Source organism: Actinophytocola sp. (assembly GCF_050699915.1).
Classification (GTDB): Bacteria; Actinomycetota; Actinomycetes; order Mycobacteriales; family Pseudonocardiaceae; genus Actinophytocola.
In genome coordinates, this window is the sequence record NZ_JBOHGA010000072.1 from 1 (window position 1) to 21,750 (window position 21,750).

At 70.3% G+C, this 21,750-nt stretch carries 18 protein-coding genes and 1 pseudogene; 11 read left to right on the top strand and 8 right to left on the bottom strand.

Going from position 1 to position 21,750, the window contains the following annotated elements:
- Positions 1-819, bottom strand: a pseudogene (locus tag ACRDSK_RS15220) (hypothetical protein); the annotation flags it as partial.
- A gap of 95 nt (positions 820-914) precedes the next feature.
- On the opposite strand from ACRDSK_RS15220, the gene ahcY reads away from it, so the two are divergent.
- Positions 915-2,405, top strand: a complete 1,491-nt coding sequence (gene ahcY / locus ACRDSK_RS15225; protein ID WP_431441486.1) for an adenosylhomocysteinase — start codon at positions 915-917, stop codon at positions 2,403-2,405.
- A 50-nt stretch (positions 2,406-2,455) separates the two neighbouring features.
- Here ahcY and ACRDSK_RS15230 read toward each other — a convergent pair whose 3' ends face one another.
- The 3 genes from ACRDSK_RS15230 to ACRDSK_RS15240 all read right to left on the bottom strand — a co-directional run bounded on the left by ACRDSK_RS15230 (position 2,456) and on the right by ACRDSK_RS15240 (position 4,867).
- Entirely contained in the window at positions 2,456-3,433 is a 978-nt protein-coding gene (locus ACRDSK_RS15230) for a hypothetical protein (protein WP_431441488.1), read from the bottom strand.
- A 71-nt stretch (positions 3,434-3,504) separates the two neighbouring features.
- Positions 3,505-4,092 (bottom strand): YdeI/OmpD-associated family protein, encoded by a 588-nt coding sequence (locus ACRDSK_RS15235; RefSeq protein ID WP_431441490.1) that lies wholly within the window; start codon positions 4,090-4,092, stop codon positions 3,505-3,507.
- Positions 4,082-4,867: an META domain-containing protein gene (locus tag ACRDSK_RS15240; protein ID WP_431441492.1), complete on the bottom strand. Its 786-nt coding sequence runs from the start codon at positions 4,865-4,867 to the stop codon at positions 4,082-4,084. Before ACRDSK_RS15240 ends, ACRDSK_RS15235 begins: the two co-directional genes overlap by 11 nt.
- A 60-nt stretch (positions 4,868-4,927) precedes the next feature.
- On the opposite strand from ACRDSK_RS15240, the gene ACRDSK_RS15245 reads away from it, so the two are divergent.
- Both ACRDSK_RS15245 and ACRDSK_RS15250 read left to right on the top strand, forming a co-directional pair.
- Positions 4,928-5,674, top strand: a complete 747-nt coding sequence (locus tag ACRDSK_RS15245) for a DUF1266 domain-containing protein (protein ID WP_431441493.1) — start codon at positions 4,928-4,930, stop codon at positions 5,672-5,674.
- Positions 5,675-5,693: 19 nt separating this feature from the next.
- Positions 5,694-6,326: a dTMP kinase gene (locus ACRDSK_RS15250; protein WP_431441495.1), complete on the top strand. Its 633-nt coding sequence runs from the start codon at positions 5,694-5,696 to the stop codon at positions 6,324-6,326.
- A gap of 252 nt (positions 6,327-6,578) precedes the next feature.
- On the opposite strand, the gene ACRDSK_RS15255 is transcribed toward ACRDSK_RS15250, so the two are convergent.
- The gene (locus tag ACRDSK_RS15255) at positions 6,579-7,442 is read right to left on the bottom strand and encodes an oxidoreductase (RefSeq protein ID WP_431441496.1); all 864 of its coding nucleotides are present in this window, start codon (positions 7,440-7,442) and stop codon (positions 6,579-6,581) included.
- Positions 7,443-7,599: 157 nt separating this feature from the next.
- Positions 7,600-8,082, bottom strand: coding sequence for a VOC family protein (locus ACRDSK_RS15260; RefSeq protein WP_431441498.1), 483 nt, complete (start codon positions 8,080-8,082; stop codon positions 7,600-7,602).
- 176 nt (positions 8,083-8,258) lie between these two features.
- Between ACRDSK_RS15260 and mtrA the strand changes: the two genes are divergently transcribed.
- The 6 genes from mtrA to secA all read left to right on the top strand — a co-directional run bounded on the left by mtrA (position 8,259) and on the right by secA (position 17,681).
- Positions 8,259-8,936 (top strand): MtrAB system response regulator MtrA, encoded by a 678-nt coding sequence (gene mtrA / locus ACRDSK_RS15265; RefSeq protein ID WP_431431796.1) that lies wholly within the window; start codon positions 8,259-8,261, stop codon positions 8,934-8,936.
- Positions 8,937-8,943: 7 nt separating this feature from the next.
- Positions 8,944-10,707, top strand: a complete 1,764-nt coding sequence (mtrB, locus tag ACRDSK_RS15270) for an MtrAB system histidine kinase MtrB (RefSeq protein WP_431441499.1) — start codon at positions 8,944-8,946, stop codon at positions 10,705-10,707.
- Positions 10,704-12,446 carry an LpqB family beta-propeller domain-containing protein gene (locus ACRDSK_RS15275; RefSeq protein WP_431441500.1) on the top strand — a complete coding sequence of 581 codons (1,743 nt, stop codon included), beginning with the start codon at positions 10,704-10,706 and terminating at the stop codon, positions 12,444-12,446. Before mtrB ends, ACRDSK_RS15275 begins: the two co-directional genes overlap by 4 nt.
- Before the next feature lie 46 nt (positions 12,447-12,492).
- On the top strand, positions 12,493-13,119 hold the full coding sequence (locus ACRDSK_RS15280) for a ComF family protein (RefSeq protein WP_431441501.1): 627 nt from the start codon (positions 12,493-12,495) through the stop codon (positions 13,117-13,119).
- A 726-nt stretch (positions 13,120-13,845) separates the two neighbouring features.
- Positions 13,846-14,499, top strand: coding sequence for a ribosome hibernation-promoting factor, HPF/YfiA family (gene hpf / locus ACRDSK_RS15285; RefSeq protein WP_431441502.1), 654 nt, complete (start codon positions 13,846-13,848; stop codon positions 14,497-14,499).
- 206 nt (positions 14,500-14,705) lie between these two features.
- The gene (gene secA / locus ACRDSK_RS15290; protein ID WP_431441504.1) at positions 14,706-17,681 is read left to right on the top strand and encodes a preprotein translocase subunit SecA; all 2,976 of its coding nucleotides are present in this window, start codon (positions 14,706-14,708) and stop codon (positions 17,679-17,681) included.
- Between the two features lie 61 nt (positions 17,682-17,742).
- On the opposite strand, the gene ACRDSK_RS15295 is transcribed toward secA, so the two are convergent.
- Positions 17,743-18,945, bottom strand: a complete 1,203-nt coding sequence (locus ACRDSK_RS15295; protein ID WP_431441506.1) for an MFS transporter — start codon at positions 18,943-18,945, stop codon at positions 17,743-17,745.
- A 72-nt stretch (positions 18,946-19,017) separates the two neighbouring features.
- Here ACRDSK_RS15295 and ACRDSK_RS15300 point away from each other — a divergent pair, with 72 nt between their 5' ends.
- Entirely contained in the window at positions 19,018-19,761 is a 744-nt protein-coding gene (locus tag ACRDSK_RS15300; RefSeq protein WP_431441508.1) for an IclR family transcriptional regulator, read from the top strand.
- A 52-nt stretch (positions 19,762-19,813) separates the two neighbouring features.
- Here the strand turns inward: ACRDSK_RS15300 and ACRDSK_RS15305 are convergent, their stop codons facing one another.
- Positions 19,814-20,794, bottom strand: a complete 981-nt coding sequence (locus ACRDSK_RS15305; RefSeq protein ID WP_431441510.1) for a sigma-70 family RNA polymerase sigma factor — start codon at positions 20,792-20,794, stop codon at positions 19,814-19,816.
- Positions 20,795-20,920: 126 nt separating this feature from the next.
- On the opposite strand from ACRDSK_RS15305, the gene ACRDSK_RS15310 reads away from it, so the two are divergent.
- Positions 20,921-21,694 (top strand): SDR family NAD(P)-dependent oxidoreductase, encoded by a 774-nt coding sequence (locus ACRDSK_RS15310; protein WP_431441512.1) that lies wholly within the window; start codon positions 20,921-20,923, stop codon positions 21,692-21,694.
- Positions 21,695-21,750: the final 56 nt, after the last annotated feature.

The following is a 21,750-nucleotide window of genomic DNA, read 5'->3' on the forward strand; positions in this document are numbered from 1 at the left end:
CGCCACCACCAGCAGCGCCAGCGCGCCCGCCCAGAGTGCGGCGAGCCAGCCCGCCGGGACGTGGAACGGCCCGCCGAGCGGCAGCAGCGCGACGGTCGCGAGCGCGGCCAGCAGGTGCAGGGCGCGCAGCGTCGGCGTGTCCGGGTCGGCGACGAGGTTGGTGCCGGGCAGCAGGACCCGCGCGTTGGGTGGCGTGGGCGGCGGGTTGGGCGGCGCCTCGGTTTCCCAGGCCACGCACGAGATCCGGAACAGGATGTAGATCAGCAGCAGTACCGGCACGAGCCCGATGAGCGGCCGTACGAGGTAGGTCTCGCGCAGCCAGCCCGGCACGGTGCGGGCCAGGCACGGCGAGCCGGGCGCGAGGCACTGCGCGGCGATCAGGTCCAGGCTCACCACCGCGGCCTGGGTGACCAGCAGCATCGTCAGCAGCACGGCCGCGAGCCGCAGCAGCGAACGGTTGGCGAGGCCGAGCCGCTGTGCGAGCCGGTGCCCGGACGGGATCGGCGGCAGCATCCAGTGCGCCACGTTGGCCAGCGAGAACGGGAACAGCAGCGCCCACGCCGCCTTCGCCGCGCCGCCCGAGGTCATGCCGCCCCAGATGTAGCCCTCGACGACCCGCGGGATCGACTGGCCCTCGGCCCGCAGCATCGGCCCGGGCGCCGGGCGCAGCAGCCGGTCGGCGGGCTGCACGACCCGCCCGACCCCGTCGCCGGCCACGTCCACCGCGGCCACCGCGGAGACCAGCGACTCCGGGGTGGTGCCCATCAGCCCGTGGACGCGCAGCTCGACCACGCGGGTGCCCGGTCCGGTGGCTAGCACGCGCGATCCTCCCTCGCTCTACGGCCGCTCGAGTCGATCAACATCGGCTAACGGTAGTGTTCCGGCGAAGGCTTTGAGTTTGGAGGATGCACGGGATGACCGCAGTCAACAGCCAGGACACGACCGAGGCCCGGTACGCCAGGAGGGTCGGCGACCTGGACTTCGCGGTGGCCGACCTCGCGCTGGCCGAGTTCGGCCGCAAGGAGATCCGCCTCGCCGAGCACGAGATGCCCGGTCTGATGACGTTTCGGCGCGAGTACGCGGAGGTCTACCCGCTGCGCGGGGCGCGGGTCTCGGGCTCGCTGCACATGACGGTGCAGACCGCCGTTTTGATCGAGACGTTGGTGTCGCTGGGTGCGGAGGTCCGCTGGGCCTCCTGCAACATCTTCTCCACCCAGGACCACGCCGCGGCCGCCGTCGTGGTCGGCCCGCACGGCACTCCCGAGGACCCCAAGGGTGTCCCGGTGTTCGCCTGGAAGGGCGAGACGCTCGAGGAGTACTGGTGGTGCACCGAGCAGATGCTGACCTGGCACGACGGTGTCGCGCCGAACATGCTGCTCGACGACGGCGGGGACGCGACCCTGCTGGTGCACAAGGGCACCCAGTACGAGGCGGCCGGGGTGGTGCCGCAGGCGGAGGCGGACGACCCCGAGGAGTGGAAGATCATCCTCGACACGCTGCGCAACTCGCTGGCCGCGGACAACAAGAAGTGGACGCGCACCGGCACCGAGATCAAGGGCGTCACCGAGGAGACCACCACCGGTGTGCTGCGCCTGTACCAGTTGGCCGCCGCGGGTGAGCTGCTGTTCCCGGCGATCAACGTCAACGACTCGGTGACCAAGTCGAAGTTCGACAACCGCTACGGCATCCGCCACTCGCTGGTCGACGGCATCAACCGCGGCACCGATGTGTTGATCGGCGGCAAGGTCGCGGTCGTGTGCGGCTACGGCGACGTGGGCAAGGGCTCGGCCGAGTCGCTGCGCGGCCAGGGCGCGCGGGTGATCATCACCGAGATCGACCCGATCTGCGCGCTGCAGGCGGCGATGGACGGCTATGACGTGCAGCGCCTGGAGAACGTGTTGGACCGGGCCGACATCGTGATCACCACCACGGGCAACAAGAACGTGGTGATGGCCGAGCACATGGCGCGGATGAAGCACCAGGCGATTCTGGGCAACGTCGGGCACTTCGACAACGAGCTGGACATGGCCGGCCTGGCGCGCTACCCGGGTATCCAGCGCATCAACATCAAGCCGCAGGTCGACGAGTGGGTGTTCCCGGACGGGCACTCGATCATCGTGCTGTCCGAGGGCCGGCTGATGAACCTGGGCAACGCGACCGGCCACCCGTCGTTCGTGATGTCGAACTCCTTCTCCAACCAGGTGATCGCGCAGATCGAGCTGTTCACCAAGAACGAGGAGTACGACAAGGAGGTGTACCGGCTGCCCAAGAAGCTCGACGAGAAGGTCGCCCGCATCCACCTCCAGGCGCTCGGCGGCGAGCTCACCAAGCTGACCAAGGAGCAGGCCGAGTACATCGACGTCGACGTCGAAGGCCCGTTCAAGGCGGACCACTACCGCTACTGACATCAGGCATGCGAAAGGGCCGGCCCTGCGGGGCCGGCCCTTTCGTCGTCTCAGTAGTGGATGCGGGCCATCACCGCGCGGTGGTCGGAGTAGTTCCGGTCGCCGCGGTCCGAGCCGGTCTCGGCCTGGTCGGCCGCATCGCCCTCGTCGAACGTGATCGTGTGGAAGCCGGTCACGCCGGGCAGTCCGCCGGAGGGCTTGCGGGCGAACAGGAAGTCGATCCGCCGGTCACCGCCGATGGTCCAGTTGTCCCCGAGGCAGCCCTTGTCGCCGCCGCAGCCGGCGTGGGCGGCGTCACGGAAGCCGAGGGTGCCGCCCTCGTCGCCGTTGAGCAGGCGATACCAGGGGCGGAACGAGCCGCCGCCGACGTCGGAGACGTTGTGGTCCCCGGCGAAGATCAGCAGGCTGCCGCCGTAGCCGTCCTCGGTCAGTTCTGCCGCCGTCTCGCGGGCGTTGGCCTCCGAACATGCCGTGCCACCGCCCGACTGCGCGGTCGCCCAGTGCACGGACGCCACCGTCAGGTCCTTGTTCGCGATCTTGTCGTGCAGCCGGACCTTGACGGCCTTCGTGCGTGCCTGGTCGTTGTTCGCGCACGAGCCGGACTCGTTGCTCTGGGCCTGCCAGGTGCGGGCGTCGAGGCCGCGGTCGGTGAAGCGCGCCTTGCGGAAGATCACCGCGTTGGTCTGATGGTCCTTGGGTGGGCCGCACGGGCTGTTCATCGCCGCCGGGGACGCGTCGGCGATGACACCGGCGTAGGCCTCGCCGAGGTCGTTCGACAGTCTGGACAGGTACGAGTTCAGTTGCGTCCGGCCGCTGATCTGCTGGACGACGAAGAGGTCGGGCTTGAGCGGCGCGCGTTTGAGGTAGTAGACGAGGTCCTGCCAGTCGCCGGGGCACTGGAGGTCCGCGGTCGGCAGGTTCTCCACGTTGTCGTCGACGACCTGCACGAAGGCCGGATCGTCGTTGGCGGCGGCGACTCGCACGTCCGCCCGCTGCTGGTCCGCGATGGCGGGAACCAGTCCCGCCACGGCCAACGCGACCGCCGCCGTGATGCCAATCCCTGACCAAATGGCGCGCATGTCAGGCAGTGGAGCACAACTCAGCGGAGGGTTTCGCCTCTTTCGAGCATCCCGACGAACTTCTCGATCCGCCGCGCTCGGGTCTCGGGCCGCTTGGCCTCCTCGATCCGGAAGAGGAAGGCGAAGCGGTTCTGACCGGTGAGCGTGGCGAAGAACTCGGCCGCCTCGGGGTTGGCGTCCAGCGCGGCCCGCAGGTCGTCGGGCACCGTGGCGTTGGCGGGGCTCGCGTAGGCGGCGTCCCAGCGCCCGTCCGCCTTCGCGGCCTCGACCTCGCGCATGCCCCACGGCGTCATCTCGCCGGCCTCGATCATCCGCTCCACGGACGTGCGGTTAATCTTCGACCAGCGGCTACGCTTGGTCCGCGGGGTGAACTTCTGCAGGTAGTGGACGTCGTCGATGCGTTGGGCCGTGCCGTCGATCCACCCGTACCGCAGGGCGAGCGCGAGGGCCTCCTTGCGGTCCACCGACGGGATGCCGGTGCCCGTCTTGGCGATCCGGATCCACAGGCCGCGCGTCTCGACGTGCTCGGCCAGCCACGCGGCGAACTCGGCCGTGCTCGCGAAGGAGATGATCGGCAGGCCGTTCTTCTCGCCATGCTCACTTGGCACGCAGCAGGAGTCCCTTGCCGGACGGATGGGTGATGGTCAGCCGGTCGGCGTCGATCTCGAACGTGACCTCGTCCCTGGTCACGGCGAGCACCGCCGCCTCGAGTCGCATGATGTCAGGCTCGCACGCCTTGAGTGTCAGGTTCGCCCTGCCGAACCGGATCGTGTCGCCGGTCATCGTGTAGTCGGCGGAGCCGCCGTTGCAGCCGGCGGAGATCGCGACCTGGCTCTCGCCGAACACGAGCGTGGCGGTCGCGCCGGCCGGGACGCTGCTGGCGGTCTGGCCGTCGATGAGCGTGTCGACGGCCCACTCGGTCTCGGCGAGCGAGAGGTCGGGGTCGGTGACCTCTCGGTTGGTGAGGACGATCTCGGCGCCAGGGGTGCTGACGGTCAGTGTCTGGCCGTCGAGCCGCCAGGTAGGCCCGTCGCCGAGGACGCCGGCGAGCCACTCGTCCTGCGCGTGGCGCGGCCCGTCGCAGCCCATCTCGGTGGTGGCGAGCCCGTCGACGGTGAGCTTGCCGCCGCCGGTGTCGACCGGCCCGCTCATGGTGTTGCAGCCGGCGGTGGCGACGAGCCGGCCGTCGTCGGTGAAGTCCAGCGCGACGCGGGTGCCGGCCACCAGCTCGTGCGGCTTGCCGTCGACGGTGATGTCGCCGGACTCGAACGTGGTGCCGCGCAACGGGTTGCCCGGCGCGCCGGGCTCGGCCGGGTCGGCGGACGGGTTCCCGCAGGCCGCGAGGAGCAGCAACAGCGGGCCCGCGAGCCACATGAGTCTCATGCGGCGAGGACGGATGGACACCCCGACATCGTTGCACCGGTGTCTCTAGACTCCGGAAGTGTGGTGGTTTGCGATCATGTCGAGGGGGTAGTCAGCAGCCCCGCCGGCCCGCACTTCGGGCCGCTGGCGCACGGGTTCGCGTGCGGGGCGCACATCCCGGTGCATGTGTCGAGTCCGTGGAACATGCTGGACGACCCGGTGCGGGACTACCGGGCCGATCGCGAGTCGCTGGCGGAGAGCTGGGGCGTGACCACCGCGGAGGGCTGGCAGCAGCAGGTGGACTACCTGCTCCAGGGCCTGAACGTCGGCACGGAGATCGACGCGGTGCTGAACGTGCGACGCCAGCTGGTGCGCCAGCACGGGGTGTGGGACCTGCCGACGTGGCGGACGGCGGCGGAGAACTGGGCGCGCTGGCAGGAGGTCGCCGACGTCGAGGAGATGGTCGCGTCGGTGGACGTGATCACCCGCTACGAGGCCCGCTTCCAGGCGGACGGCATCCTGGCGCCGAACGGGATCGTGAGCTCGGTGTTCGGCTACGACTTCGGGCGCGCGGTGAACATGGCGCGCTGGGGGTTCGGTGGCCGGTTCTGCGACCAGCGGACGGCGGAGTCGGTGGTGGTGCGGGCGGGGGAGCTGTGCCGTCAGCACTACACCTCGTGGCCCGACTTCAGCGCCGGCTACGCACTCGGCCGGGTGATCCGTTTCGACAACGAGACGTTCGGGCACATGTACCTGTCCGTGCGGGGGCCGCACAACCTGTTGATGACCGATCGCAGCAGCCCGTGGTGGCACATCCCGTTCGCCTAGCCCTTAGGGTTCTGTTCCCGTGGGACGGTTGATCGTGATCGAGGGCCTGGACGGGGCCGGCAAGCGCACCCTGGCGACGTCGCTGGAGGCGGCGCTGGGTGGACGGGTGACCCGGCTGGCGTTCCCGCGCTACGGCGAGTCGGTGCACGCCGATCTGGTGCGCGAGGGTCTGCACGGCCGCCTGGGTGGGTTCGGCCAGGAGGTCTACGGCATGGCGATGCTGTACGCCCTGGACCGCCACGGCGCCGCCGCGTCGATCCGCGCCGCGCTGTCCGCGGTCGATGTGGTCCTGCTGGACCGCTACGTTGCCTCCAACGCGGCGTTCGGTGCGGCGCGGTTGCACCAGGACGCGCGGGGCGAGTTCGTCGACTGGGTGCGGGCGCTGGAGATCGACCGGCTGGGTCTTCCCGTGCCGGACGCGCAGTTGCTGTTGCGGGTGCCGGTCGAAGTGGCGGCCTCCCGAGCCGAACACCGCTCCCGAACGGAGTCCAACCGCGAACGAGACACCTGGGAGTCCGATGCGGCGCTCCAGTCCCGAGTAGCGGCCGTCTACGAAGCCCTGGCCAAGGACGACTGGCTGTCTCCCTGGCACGTCGTGGACGGAACGTCCACTACGGACTACCAAGCACTGGCGGCGCTCCTCACCCGCTAGAGCCCGGGCCACGTCGCCGAACCCACAAACACATCCATCGCCGCTCCACAACCCCGAACCCGTGCGAATGGTCCATTCGCTCGCCCTCGGGGGCCCCCGGTTTCAACGCTACCGGCCGCCACTGACATTTCCGCCGGATTCCGGACACATATCCCCACCCCTTCGAATGAACCCGGTGCGAATGGTCCATTCGCACGGCCAGGGGGTCCCCCGATTTCAACGCTACTCCGCACCACCGACAATTCTCGGCCCCTAGAGCGGTTCGACGGCGAACCGGACCCCGGTGAGCGCCTCGGACCGCTCCCAGAGCCGAGCGGCCAGCGCGACGTCCCGCGACCGCCGACTCGAACGAACCACAGTCGGATACCCGTTGCGCTGCATGAACCCGTCCGGCCCGACGCAGGTCCCGCCGACGACCCCAGGCGCGGTGGCCGCGTAGAGCATCGGCAGCGCACCCATCCGGGGACTCTGCGCGCGCCCGCCGGCGAGGATCTTGCCCTGCAGCGACGTGTCCCGCCGCTGCCCCTCGGTCGCGGCCAGGCCGGGGTGGGTCGCCACCGAGAGAGTCGGCCGGCCCGCCGCGGACAGCCGGCGCTGGAGCTCGTACGCGAACAGGAAGTTGGCCAGCTTCGACCGCGCATACGCCGGCCACCGCCGATACCGCCCGCGCTCGAAGTCGAGGTCCGACCGGATCCGGCCGAGCACGTGCAGACCGCTGGACACGGTGACCACCCGGTCGCGCACGCGATCGATCAGCAGGCCGGTCAGCGCGAACGGCCCCAGGTGGTTGACACCGATGTGCAGCTCGAACCCGTCCGGCGTCGTGCCGTGCGGCACCGCCATCACACCGGCGTTGTTGATCAGCACGTCGACGCCGTCGACACCGCCGGCGAACGCCCGCACCGACGACAGGTCGGCCAGGTCGAGCGAACGCACCTCGGTGTCGCCCTCGATCGCGTCGGCCGCCGCCTTCGCCTTCTCCGCGTCGCGGCACGCCATGATCACCTTCGCGCCGGCGAGACCGAGCGCGCGAGCCGCTTCGAAACCGAGCCCGCTGTTCGCGCCGGTGACGATCACCGTGCGCCCACGCTGATCAGGAAATTCCGTCCCGGCCATACTGCCTCCCCACACAAAGTCGACGGGACCAAAGGCACGAAAAGCCACACGATCAGGCGAACTCGGTGCGAATGGTCCATTCGCCGGGCCAGGGGGTCCCCCGATTTCAACGCTACCGAATGAGGCCGACAATTCCGGAGAGCGGCTGAGAGAAGTCTCAGGGTGCGCCGACGAGATCGCCGCCCCAGCGCTCGATCTCCGCGCGGATGTCCAGTCGGCCGATCATCGGCGACGACATCATCTCCGGGGTCACCCGGTCCCGCGGCACGAACCACGAGATCTCGAACTCCAGGCCGTCCGGGTCCTTGCCGTACAACGACTTCGACACCGCGTGGTCCGACGATCCCACGAGCGCGCCGGCCCCGGACAGTCGCGACGCGAACGTCGCCAGCTCCGGCAGCGTGCTCACCGACCACGCGAGGTGGTAGAGCCCGACGGTCGTCCCGTTGGTGTGCGGGGCGTTGCCGCGCACCGCGAACAGGCCCAGATCGTGGTCGTTGTCGGACTCCGCCGCGCGCAGGAACGCCGCGGTCGCCCGCTCGTGCACCACCTGGAACCCCAGCACGTCCCGGTAGAAGGCAACGCTGCGCCCCACGTCGCGCACATAGAGCACGGCGTGGTTGAGCCTACGGATGCCCATCGCACCTCCATGGCGCGGAAACGTGGGAGAGCCCCGTGGATAAAGCCCCGTCGTTCATGCTTCAACGTATAGAGCGCGCGACCGTATGCTGTCGTTACACGCCTGTCACCCGGACGGACAAGGAAAGATCACAGGGTCCCACGCGGACAAGACTCACGAAGTGCGACGATGTACTCATGAAGGCACGTGTGCTGGTAGTGGACGACGACCCGGCCCTGGCCGAGATGCTGACCATCGTGCTGCGCGGGGAGGGCTTCGACACCGCGGTGGTCGCCGAGGGCAGCCGGGCGCTGCCCGCGCTGCGCGAGCTACGGCCGGACCTGGTGCTGCTCGACCTGATGTTGCCGGGCATCAACGGGATCGACGTGTGCAAGGCGATCCGCGCCGAGTCGGGCGTGCCCATCGTGATGCTGACCGCCAAGAGCGACACGGTCGACATCGTGCTGGGGCTGGAGTCGGGCGCGGACGACTACGTGGTCAAGCCGTTCAAGCCCAAGGAGCTCGTGGCGCGGGTCCGGGCGCGCCTGCGTCGCACCGACTCCGAGCCCGCCGAGATGCTCTCGATCGGCGACCTCACCATCGACGTGCCGGGCCACGAGGTCACCAGGGACGGCGTCGCCATCCAGCTCACCCCGCTCGAGTTCGACCTCCTCGTCGCGCTCGCCCGCAAGCCGCGGCAGGTCTTCACCCGCGAGGTGCTCCTCGAGCAGGTCTGGGGCTACCGGCACGCCGCCGACACCCGCCTGGTCAACGTCCACGTCCAGCGGCTGCGCTCCAAGGTCGAGACCGACCCCGAGCACCCCGAGGTGGTGCTGACCGTGCGCGGCGTCGGGTACAAGGCCGGCCCGCCGTGATGGAGCGGTGACGGGCAGGTTACGGGCCGCCGTGGCAGCCGGCGCCCGGGCGATCGACTTCTGTCGCCAGCGAGCCGCCTACTTCGGCGAGCTGTGGCGACGTTCGCTGCAGGTGCGCGTCGTCGTCAGCACCCTCGCGCTCTCCTCGGCCGTAGTCTTCGTGCTCGGCATGGTGCTGCAGAACCAGATCACCGACCGGCTGCTGGAGACCAAGGAGGAGGCCGCGATCGCGGCCACCCGCGACGCCGTCCAGGTCGCCGAGGCCCAGCTCGCCGGCGTCAACCCGACCGCCGACGCCGTGCGCGGCCGGCTCACCAGCGCGCTCAACCGGCTGACCAGCTCCTCGCCGAACAGCAGCACCGCGAGCTCCGCCGCCGGCGCGTTCGAGCCCGTGCTCGCGAGCGACTCGCCCGGCCTCGCCGAGTCCGGAGACAGCATCAGCGTCGGCGCCTACCACGACGTGCCCGACAGCCTGCGCCACTTCGTGCAGGCGCACGAGCTCGCCGTGCAGATCTACACCGTCGACCGGGCCACCGGCCGCACCACCTTCCTCATCGTCGGCGCCCCGTTCGGCACGGCGAACCGGCCGATGCAGCTCTACATGCTGTTCCCGCTCACCGCCGAGCAGCACACGATCAGCGTCGTGCAGAGCACGCTGATCGTCGGCGGCCTCGTGCTGCTGCTCCTGCTCGCCGGCATCGCGAACCTGGTGACCCGCCAGGTCGTCCGCCCGGTCCGCAGCGCCGCCCAGGCCGCGGCCCGCTTCGCCGGCGGGGAGCTCGACCAACGCATGCTCGTGGTCGGCGAGGACGACGTCGCCAAGCTCGCCGAGTCCTACAACCTGATGGCCGAGAGCATCCAGAGCCAGATCCGCCAGCTCGAGGAGTTCGGCACGCTGCAGCGCCGGTTCACCTCGGACGTCTCCCACGAGCTGCGCACCCCGCTGACCACCGTCCGGATGGCCGCGGACGTCCTGCACGCCTCCCGCGAGCAGTTCCCGCCCGGCCTCGCCCGGTCCACCGAGCTGCTGGTCGACGAGCTCGACCGGTTCGAGGCCCTGCTCGCCGACCTGCTGGAGATCAGCCGCCTCGACGCGGGCGTGGAGGAGCTCCTCGCCGACTACGTCGACGTGCGGCCGATCGCCGTGCGCGCGGCCCGGGCCGTGGCCACCATCGCCCGCCACGCGGGTAGCGAGATCATCCTGGACCTGCCCGAGGTGGAGGCCATCGCGGAGGTCGACGCCCGCCGCGTCGAGCGCGTGCTGCGCAACCTGCTGGCCAACGCCGTCGACCACGGCGAGGGCCGCCCGGTGCGGCTGCGCATGGCCTTCGACGCCGACGCGCTCGCGGTCACCGTCCGGGATCACGGCATCGGCCTGCGGCAGGGCGAGGCCGACCTCGTGTTCAACCGCTTCTGGCGGGCCGACCCGTCCCGCAACCGGCACACCGGCGGCACCGGTCTCGGCCTCGCGATCAGCGTCGAGGACGCCCTGCTGCACGGCGGCCGCCTCGACGCGTGGGGCGAGCCGCGCCGGGGCGCGTGCTTCCGGCTCACCCTGCCGCGCGAGCAGGGCGTCCCCTACACGACCAGCCCGCTCGAGCTGCCCCCGCCGGACGCCGACCTCGAGTCCGCCGCCGTGGTCGACACTCCGGTCGCCGCGGACGTCTACCGGGTCACCGTGCCGACCGAGACGGGAGAGAACGGGTCCGACGAGCCGCCGCCGTCGACGCCGGCCCCGCCGCAGCCGCCGGCCTGGGAGGAGGTCCGGTGACCCGGCGCCGCACGCTCGTCTCGCTACTGCTCTCCGTGCTGGTCCTGGCCGGCTGCGCGAACATCCCCGAGGAGTCCACGCCGCACGCCGTCCGCGATGACAACGAGCAGCCGGCCGGGACCGTCGACGGGCCGACGAAGGACCTGGACGCGTTCGACCTGGTGCGTGAGTTCATCCACCGGTCCGGCAACCCCGAGGCCGCGGCGATGTACCTGACCGACAAGGGCAAGCAGGGCTGGAACGGCGAGGCGACGCCGACGATCATCCTCGACACCTTCGACACCGTGCCGGTGCGCACGCCCACCCCCGGCGGCGAGAAGGACCCCGGCGCCGAGTCCACCGACGTCGAGACCGTCGTGCTGGAGGTGACCCCGGTGGGCCGGCTCGGCGCCGACCACGCGTTCGTGCCGACCATCGAGGACAAGGGGTACAACGTCACGGTCCGGCTGCAGCCCGACGGCCAGTGGCGGATCGACTCGCCGCCGCCCACGATGTTCGTGCCGATCTCCGACTTCGAGGCGAGCTACCGCGCCGTCACCGTCTACTACTTCGACAACGACCTGCGGGTCACCGTGCCCGACCTGCGGTACGTGGCGGCCGAGCCGATCAGTGGCCTGCCCGCGCGCGTGATCAACGTGCTGCTGTCCGGACCTTCGGACACGATGGCCCGGTCGGTGCGCTCGCCGCTGGAGGGGATCGGCACGAGAACCAACGTGGTCCCCGACCCCGACGGCACACTCGTCGTGGACCTCAAGGAGCTCGGCGACAAGTCCACCGAGCAACGCGAGCAGATCGCCACCCAGATCGTGCTGTCGCTGCAGACCGTCACGTCCAGCCGGCTGCGGCTGCGCGCCGACGGGCAGGACCTGATCCCGGGCCGGCGCGACTGGCGCCTCGGCGACCTCAAGGTCTACGACGCCCCGACCAAGCCCGGCTCGGACCAGCCCGGCCTCGTCGCGGCCGACGGCAGGCTGCGCTCGCTGCACGACGGCCAGCCCGTCCCCGGCCCGGCCGGCGACGGCGAGTACGACGTGCGCAGCGCCGCCCAGTCCATCGACGGCGGCCAGCTCGCGGCGGTCGTGCAGACCTCCGCCGGCCCGCGGCTGCGGGTCGGGCGCTACGGCGAGGTGATGCAGCAGGTCAACCTCGAGGCTCGGACGATGACCCGGCCGACGTGGCTGCTGAGCACGTCGAACGAGGTGGCGACGAAGGAGTTCTGGACGGTCGCCGACGGCAACGTCGTGCGCGTGGTGCGCCAGGCCGACGGCACGTGGAAGGCGTTGCAGGTCAACGCGTCCGAGCTCACCGACTTCGGGCCGATCACCGAGCTGCGGCTGTCCCGCGACGGCACCCGCGCGGCCGCGGTCGCCAAGGGGCGGCTGGTGGTCGCGTCGGTCGAGCGCGACAACGACTCGGTGTCGCTGCGCTCGCCGCGCCGGCTGCAGCCGATCAACGTCGTGCAGGCCATCGGCGTCGACTGGCTCAGCCAGGACACCCTGGTCGTGGCGACGAAGCAGGGCGCGCTGCCGGTCGCCAGCATGTCCGTCGACGGCCTCAAGCTCGAGGTGTTCGACCGGAACAACCTGCAGCTGCCGATCAAGTCGATCGCCGCCGCGCCCGACCGGGACGTGATCGTGGCCGACAGCGCGGCCGTGTCCAGCGTGCCCGGCGTCGGGCAGCTGTGGCGCCAGCACGCGCATGGCCAGGGCCCGAACGCGATCCCGTTCTATCCGGGCTGACCTGCACCTTTCCAGAATTGTCAGTGGGTGCCGGCATCATTCGACCATGCGTTCGTCTCGACTGCTCGACCTGATCGTCCCCCAACGTTGCGCCGGCTGCGCGGCGCCCGCCACCGCGTGGTGCTCGTGGTGCGCCCGATGGCTCGGCGCGCCGGTGCCCGTCTCCCGGCCCGGCCTGTCGTCGGCCTACGCGCTGGCCGACTACCGGGGTCCGCCCCGCCGGGCCGTCCTGGCGTACAAGGAGCGCGGCCGCCGTGAGCTGGCCGTGCCGCTCGGTGGCGCGCTGGCGGCGGCGCTCCCGTCGATCCGGGCGGGTCCGGTGATGCTCGTGCCGGCCCCGTCCCGTCCGGCGGCGGCCCGATCCCGCGGTGGTCAGCACATGACGACCGTCGCCCGTCGCTGCGCGGCCCTGCTCCCCGACGCGAGGGTCGTTCCGGCCCTGCGTATGGACGGCCGGGCGGCGGACTCGGTCGGCCTCGACGCGGAGGCCCGCGCGGCGAACCTGGTGGGCCGGCTGCGCCCGAACCCTCGCCACCGGCCGCCGGCCGAGGTCCCCGCGGTGGTCCTGGACGACGTGATCACCACGGGCGCCACCGCGACGGCGTGCGTGGCGGCCCTGGAGTCGATCAACGTCCCGGTGGCCGCCGTACTCGCCCTGACCGCGACGCCCTGACGCCGCGCGCCTGGTTGCCGCGGACCGGGTTGTCGCGCCCAGTCCCACATCGCCCTTGTCCGCCACTTCCGACCTGCCGGCCGAGCCCGCAGGCGCAGTCCTTCCACCCGTCAACCGGCTCTTCACCGACCTGTGATTGGGGCGTGATACCGAAATGCCACCAACGACTACCGATGAGTACGTATCAGGATTCGCATTTTTCCGCGCTCCGATTGAGTTATCAACCATCTCGGCAGGCCCGATCGGGGCGACGGTTTCAGCATGCGGATACCTCCGTCCGAGTGAATCATGGAGGGGCAAGGCGATCACAACTTGATCATCGCGCGGACCGCGACGGCGACCTGGCGGGCTCGCCCGGCCGCCCCCGCGAGCAGCAAAGTCTCTGGTACGACTGACGGAGCGACGCCTCCGGCGGTCAGCCGGACGCCTCTGCGTGATCAGCCGTGATCACGCAGGTGGTAGTTGCTCTGCGTAGGCAAATGGCGGCATCCAAGTTCGCCCGCCGAGGGGGCTTTTCCCGACGCACGAGCCAAGCTAACGTGCCGCTATCAAGCTTTCCCGGTCCGCAGGGAGGAGGCGAGTAGCCCATGACCCTGGCGCCGGAGGAGCGTTGAGGCAGAGGAGTCCTCAAGCCCTTCAACGGCCTGGCCGTCCACCAACCCTGGATCCCAGATCACGGCGCCGAAGTTTTCGCTCACTAGCTCGCCCAGGCGAGGGAGGTCGTGTATGGACATCGTCGTTAAAGGCCGCAACGTCGAGGTGCCCGAGCACTACCGAGTGCACGTCGAGGAGAAGCTTGCTCGACTCGAGCGGTACGACCGCAAGGTCATCCGCTTCGACGTCGAGTTGTTCCACGAACCCAACCGCCGGCAGGCCAAGAACTGCCAGCGTGTCGAGATCACCGGCAAGGGCAGGGGCCCGGCCGTCCGGTCCGAGGCAAGTGCGGGCGACTTCTACGCCGCACTGGACGCCGCGGTCACCAAGCTCGAGAACCGACTTCGCAGACTGCACGACCGCCGGCGCGTGCACTACGGGCGCCGCAGCCCGTCCTCCGTCGCGGAGGCCACCGCCACCATGCCGATCAACGGTGACGGCAACGGCCGCGCCGGCACCGCCGTACTACCCGCCCGGACCGAGGAGATCGAAGGCGCACCGGTCGTACCCGCCCAGCGTTGGGACGGCGCTGAGGACGACCACCTGCCAGGCCGCGTGGTGCGCGAGAAGGAACACCCAGGCGATCCGATGACCGTCGACCAGGCGCTCTACCAGATGGAGCTGGTCGGCCACGACTTCTACCTGTTCAACGACTCCAGCTCGGGAAGCCCCTGCGTGGTGTACCGCCGCAGAGGGTTCGACTACGGCGTGATCCGACTGGTCTGAGGCGAACCCACGGACCATCCACAGACCTGACCGGGTGCCCTCGAGCCACAGCTCGGGGGCACCCGCCCGTCTACCGGCGGCATCCTCGTTCGACCAGTCTCGTCCGGTCGGGGCAAGCCACGGCGACACCGATCCGTTACCGCCTACGATGGCAGTGACGAGGTGCCCGTGGCGGGCGCGACAATCCAGCTAGCGAGGTTGACCTGATGGTGCTGTCCCGGATACTCCGCGCCGGCGAGGGCAAGACGCTCAAGACGCTGCGCAAGACCGTGGCCGAGGTCAACGACCTCGAGAGTTCCGTCGTCGACCTCACCGACGCCCAGCTGCTCGCGAAGACCGAAGAGTTCCGCAGGCGCTACGACGAGATGCGCGAGGTCGACGAGGACGAGCCGGAGGCCACCGACTTCGCCGCCCTGGACATGCTGCTCCCCGAGGCGTTCGCCGTGGTCCGGGAGGCGGCCAAACGCGTGCTCGGCCAGCGGCACTTCGACGTGCAGATCATGGGCGGCGGCGCGCTGCACCTGGGCAACGTGTCCGAGATGAAGACCGGTGAGGGCAAGACCCTGACCGCGGTGCTGCCCTCGTACCTGAACGCGCTCTCCGGCAACGGCGTGCACGTCGTCACGGTCAACGACTACCTGGCCAAGCGCGACGCCGAGTGGATGGGCCGCGTGCACCGCTTCCTCGGTCTCGAGGTCGGCGCGATCCTGTCCGAGATGACCACCGACCAGCGCCGGCGCGCCTACCGGGCGGACATCACCTACGGCACCAACAACGAGTTCGGCTTCGACTACCTGCGCGACAACATGGCCGGCACGCTCGACCAGATGGTCCAGCGCGGGCACAACTTCGCGATCGTCGACGAGGTCGACTCCATCCTCATCGACGAGGCCCGCACGCCGCTGATCATCTCCGGCCCGGCCGACCAGTCCTCGCGCTGGTACACCGAGTTCGCCCGGATCTCCAATCGCATGTCCGGCATCGACGTCACCGCGATGACGCCGCGGGACCGGGACGCGCGCGCCGCCGAGATCGCCGCCAAGCACTACGAGGTCGACCGCAAGCGGCGCACGATCGGCGTCAGCGAGAGGGGCGTCCAGTTCGTCGAGGACCAGCTCGGCATCGACAACCTCTACGACGCGCAGAACACCCCGCTGGTCGGCTACCTCAACAACTCCATCAAGGCCAAGGAGCTGTACCAGAACGACAAGGACTACCTGATCCGCCAGGGTGAGGTCCTGATCGTCGACGAGTTCACCGGCCGCGTGCTCGCCGGCCGGCGCTACAGCGAGGGCATGCACCAGGCCATCGAGGCCAAGGAGGGCGTGGAGATCAAGGCGGAGAACCAGACCCTCGCCACGATCACCCTGCAGAACTACTTCCGCCTCTACACCCGGCTGTCGGGCATGACCGGTACCGCCGAGACCGAGGCGGCCGAGTTCTGGAACACCTACAAGCTGCACGTCGTGCCGATCCCCACGAACCGGCCGATGGTCCGCGCCGACCGCACCGACCTGATCTACAAGACCGAGGAAGCCAAGTTCGACGCCCTCGCCGAGGACATCGCCGAGCGGCACGAGGCCGGCCAGCCGGTGCTCGTCGGCACGACCAGCGTCGAGCGGTCGGAGTACCTGTCGAAGCTGCTGGTCAAGATGCGCGTGCCGCACAACGTGCTGAACGCCAAGCACCACGAGAAGGAGTCGGCGATCGTCGCCGAGGCCGGGCACCGAGGCGCGGTCACCGTGGCCACCAACATGGCCGGTCGAGGCACCGACATCGTGCTCGGCGGCAACCCCGACCACCTGGCCGAGGAGGCGTTGCGCGCCAACGGTCTCGACCCGGTCGAGACGCCCCACGAGTGGACCGTCGCGCTGCCCGCCGCGCTGGAGCGGGCTCAGGGGGAGGTGCGCGCGGAGGCCGAGGAGGTGCGTGAGGCCGGCGGCCTGTACGTGCTCGGCACCGAGCGGCACGAGTCCCGGCGCATCGACAACCAGCTGCGCGGTCGGTCCGGCCGGCAGGGCGACCCCGGGGAGTCCCGCTTCTACCTGTCCCTCGGCGACGAGCTGATGCGCCGGTTCAACGCGCAGTTCGTCGAGCGGGTCATGGTCACCATGCGGGTGCCCGACGACCAGCCGATCGAGGCGAAGATGGTCACCCGGGCGATCAAGAGCGCGCAGACGCAGGTCGAGCAGCAGAACTTCGAGGCGCGGAAGAACCTCCTCAAGTACGACGAGGTGATGAACCAGCAGCGCAAGGAGATCTACGCCAACCGCATGCGGGTGCTGCAGGGCGAGGACCTTCGCGAGCAGATCGACCACATGGTCGAGGAGGTCGTCAGCGACTACGTCGAGAAGGCGACCGCCGGCGGGTATGCCGAGGACTGGGACCACCAGAAGCTGTGGAGTGCGCTCAAGGAGCTGTACCCGATCACGCTGAAGTGGGAAGACCTCGTCGAGGACATGGAGAACCGCGGTGACGATCTCACCGCGGAGAACCTGCTGGAGGCCGTGCTCGACGACATCCGGCGCGCGTACGACGAGCGCGAGGCGTTCGTCAACGGCCGCGTACTCGGCCCCGACGGCCGGGCCACCGGCGATGGCATGCGCCGCCTGGAGCGGCTGGTGATGATCGACGTGCTGGACCGCAAGTGGCGCGAGCACCTGTACGAGATGGACTACCTCAAGGACGGCATCGGCCTGCGGGCGATGGCGCAGCGAGACCCGCTGATCGAGTACCAGCGGGAGGGCTACGACATGTTCAACACCATGCTCGAGGCCCTCAAGGAGGAGTGCATCACCCTGCTGTTCCGTGCCCAGGTGGCCGAGCCCGAAGCGGCGACCCCGGCGGTGGCCGGTGCTCCGGCCGCCCGGATCCAGCAGGCCGTCGCGAAGGCGGCCGCCCAGGCCGGTGCGCAGCCCCAGCCACCCGCGCCGCCGCAGCAGCAGCGACCGCAGCCGCCCCAGGAGCAGATCCCGCCGGCCCTGCGCGGCGGCCGTCCCCAGGGCGAGCAGCAGTACACCTACTCGGGCCCCTCGGAGGGCGGCGGAGTCCAGTCCCGAGGCGGCCAGAGCGGCGGCAACGGCCAGAAGTCGGGCTCCCAGGAAAGCGGCACCCGCCGCGAACGCCGAGCCGCGGCCCGCGATGCGCAGCGCAAGGGCAAGAAGGGCCCCCGCCCTCGCTGACGAAGCACCCCCGGAGCACGGCACCCACGACGGTGCCGTGCTCCGGTTGTTCTGACGGCCGTCAGCCCTCCGTGAGACGGCCGTCAGGACTCGGCACCGTTCGACGCACCGCGGCGTTCTCTCGCCGGCCGTGCGTACCGACGGCGACAACCGCGACCGCGCCCAACCCGGCGACGATCGCGAACGCGTAGAACCCCCAGGGGTACGCGATTCCCGCCGTGAGCAGGGCGCCACCGAGCAGCGGCCCACAAATCGCGCCGATCCGGCCTATTCCGGCGGTCCAGCCGAGCCCGGTCGCCCGGTTCGCGTCGCCGTACCGGTGGCCCACATAGGCGTAGACGAGAACCTGCGCGCTGAACACGAAGCACCCGGCGAGCAGCACCGTCACGTACACGCCGATCCCCGGCAGCTTCACGCTGAGCAGAGCGAGGAACACCGCCGCGGCGAGGAACCAGCCGATCGTCGCGGGCCGCACGCCGATCCGGTCGGCCACCGTTCCCGCGACGAGCAGCCCGACGATGGCACCAACGTTGAGCGTGAGCAGCAACCCCAGCGCCGCGCCCAGCGGATACCCCGCCGTCCGCATGATCTCCGGCAGCCAGGTGTTCAAGCCGTACACGAGCAGCAGGCCCATGAACGACGCCACCCAGAAGGCCACCGTCGCCCGGATCACGTCGCGCGTGAACAGCGACCCGATGACCTCCTTCGCGGGCGTCTTCCTCTCGAAAGTCCGCGACTCCGGGAGGTACCGCAGCATCAGCGGAACGAGCACCAGCGCGGGCACCGCCCCGAGCACGAACAGCAGGCGCCAGTTCGGCAGGAGAAGAATGCCCAGCAACGCGGTGAGCACCGCACCGACGTGATAGCCGGTCATGAGCAGCGTGACGGCCCAGTGCTTCCTCGCGTTCTCGTTCACCAGCGTGATCGCGGTGGGCAGGCACCCGCCGAGCCCGAGCCCGGCAAGGAACCTGAGCACGCCGAGGACGGCCACGTTCGGCGCGAACGCACAGAGCAACGTGAACACCGAGAACCCGGAAACCGCGTAGATCAAGGCCTTGCGCCGGCCGATGATGTCGGTCACGGTGCCGACCCCGATGGCACCCAGCATCATGCCGACCAGCCCGATCGTGGCCACGACGCTCGCCGAGCCCGGCGTCAGGATCTTCTGCTCCAGCAACACCGGTATCACCGTGCCGAGCACGACCAGGTCGAAGCCTTCCAGCACCACGGCTGCCCACCCGAGCGGAAGCACCCACCTGTTCATCCAACCCATGGTTGACCACATATTGTATGCAAAACAGTGGACTTTCCACTGAGTGGAAACCATCCTCGAAGGATGGCAACGCCGAGAACGTCGGCCGGTCGCCTGTTCACGCTGTTGGGCGTGTTCTCGGCGGATCGCCCGTCCGCGAACCTGTCCGAGTTGAGTCGCCACTCGGGCCTACCGCTGAGCACCACCCACCGGCTGGTCGCCGAGCTGGTCACCTGGGGTGCGCTGGAGCGGAAGGGCACGCGTTACCGCATCGGGCTTCGCCTGTGGGAGCTGGGCGCGCTCTCTCCCGGCAGCCTGGACCTGCGCGAGCGCGCGCTGCCGTTCATGGAGGACCTGTTCGAAGTGACCCGGCACAACGTGCAGCTCGCCATCCGCGACGGCCTGGATGCCGTGTACGTCGACCGCATCTCGGCAGTCGACGCGGTCAACGTCGTCACGCGGATGGGCAGCAGGCTGCCGGTGCACGCGACGGGCGTGGGCCTGGTGTTGCTGGCGCACGCCCCGGTCGAGGTTCAGCAGCTCGCGCTGTCCAGCCCACTGCGCACGTTCACCCCCAAGACCATCTCGTCGCAACGCCGGCTGCGGGAGGCCCTGGCGAACGTTCGCCGCGACGACTACGCGATCAGCGACCGGCAGATCGAGATGATCACCTACTCGGTGGCCGCGCCGGTTCGGGACCGGCGAGGCGAGGTGACGGCAGCGGTATCCGTGGTGGTGCCGAACGAAACCCGCACGGACACCGTGTTGCCCGCGGTACGCACCTGCGGCCTGGCCATCTCCCGCGCCATGGGCTGGCGGGTCAGCTGAGCCACGAGCTCGACTCCGCGGCGGAGTCTCGGCGACGGAGGTTCGGCGGCCGCTACCGGGCGGGGAGCGATCGCGGCAGGCCGAACCACGGGAGCACGCTCTTCTCGAACCGCGTCATCGCCGAGATCAGGTCGCCGGCCAGGGTGAGCACGACGAGGCCGGTCCCGTGCCGCTCGCCGCTCGCCGTCCGCAGGTACGCGCCGAACGCCGGTTGACCGTTGGCTCGCGTCCGCACGAGGTCGAAGGTCCGGCCCGCGCCGAAAAGGTTGGCGCAGAAGCGGATCACGACGTCTCGGCCCTGGTACTCGAACGGCATCGGCGGCATCGAGATGAACACGTCGTCCGTCAGCAGCTCCACCAGCGCGTCGATATCGGCTGACTCGTACGCGCGGACGAACCTCGCCACGACCGCATCCTCCGCGGGTGAGCCGGACGGGGGAGGCGGGGCGTCCGAAGGAACTCGCCGCATGCCGGCCCGCGCCCGCTTGAGCGCACTGTCGACCGAGTCCACAGTCGACTCCAGCATGTCGGCCACCTCGTGCGCGCGGAATCCGAGCACGTCACGCAGCACGAGGACGGCGAGCTGGCGAGGCGGCAGAACCTGCAGCGCGGTCACGAACGCCAGGGACATGGACTCGGTCTGCTCGTAGCGGGCCTCGGGACCGAGCGGCACGTCGCCGTCGAAGGGAAACGGCTCGAGCCAGACGACCTCGCCGAGCCCGCTCGGCTCCGGCCGGACGACCCCAGGCACGTCCCACTCCTTGGCCGGGCGCCGGCTGGCCGAACGGCGCGCGTTGAGACATCGGTTCGTCGCGATCCGGTAAAGCCAGGTGCGCATCGAGGCGCGTCCCTCGAACCCGCCGAGACCCTGCCACGCCGCCAAGAGCGTGTCCTGCAAGGCATCCTCGGCGTCCTGGAACGAGCCGAGCAGCCGGTAGCAGTGCACCTGCAGCTCCCGGCGAAACGGCTCGATCAGCTCCCGGAACGCGTCGCCGTCCCCGGCCCGCGCCCGTGACATCAACTCGGCTGGCACGCGCGTCACCTCCCGCCGTATGGACACCGGCCGAGGGCCGAACCGGGCGGTCGGCGGGCGCCCGGTTTCCCGACGTCGAGGTGTCTGCATCGTCGACGGCCGACGGACAACAGAACGGAACCAGACATGATGCTGCAGGACAAGGTCGCGGTGATCTACGGAGCCGGCGGCGCCATCGGCGGCGCCGTCGCCCGCGCCTTCGCGCGCGAGGGAGCGACGCTGTTCCTCACCGGACACCGGCTGGCACCGGTCGAAGCGGTCGCCATCGGTGCCGCCGACGTGGCGCAGGTCGACGCACTCGACGAGCGGGCCGTGGACGCCCACCTTCGGTCCGTCGTCGACAAGGCCGGCCGCGTCGACATCTCGTTCAACGCGGCCGGCATCCCGGACGCGGACATCCTCGGCGTGCCGCTGGCCGAGCTGGACGTCGAGCGGTTCCTCCTGCCGGTCGCGGCCTACCTCAGGTCGTACTTCCTGACCGCGCGGCTGGCGGCCCGGCACATGGTGCCGAACCGATCGGGCGTGATCATGAGGGTCACCGCGCTCCACTCGCGCACGGGCATCCCGCTGGTGGGCGGCTACGGCCCGGCGATGGCGGCCATGGAGGCACTCACCCGCGGCCTCTCCGCCGAGCTCGCCCCGCACGGCGTGCGCGTCGTCGGACTGCGACCGCAGGCGATGCCGGAGACGGCCACGATCAGGGAGGCGTTCGAGCCGCGCGCCGCGGCGTCGGGCCTGACCTGGGAGCAGTGGCAGGACCGGCTCGCGAGCCGGACCCACGCGCGACGGCTCATGACGCTCACGGAGCTCGCCGACGCGGCGGTGTTCGCGGCGTCCGACCGGGCGAGCGGGCTGACGGGAACCACGCTCAACCTGACCATGGGCAGCCTGGACGACTAGCGCCGCGCCCGACGGCTCGGCGCGTGGCGGCCCACGCGACCAGGCTTTCGAGCCGC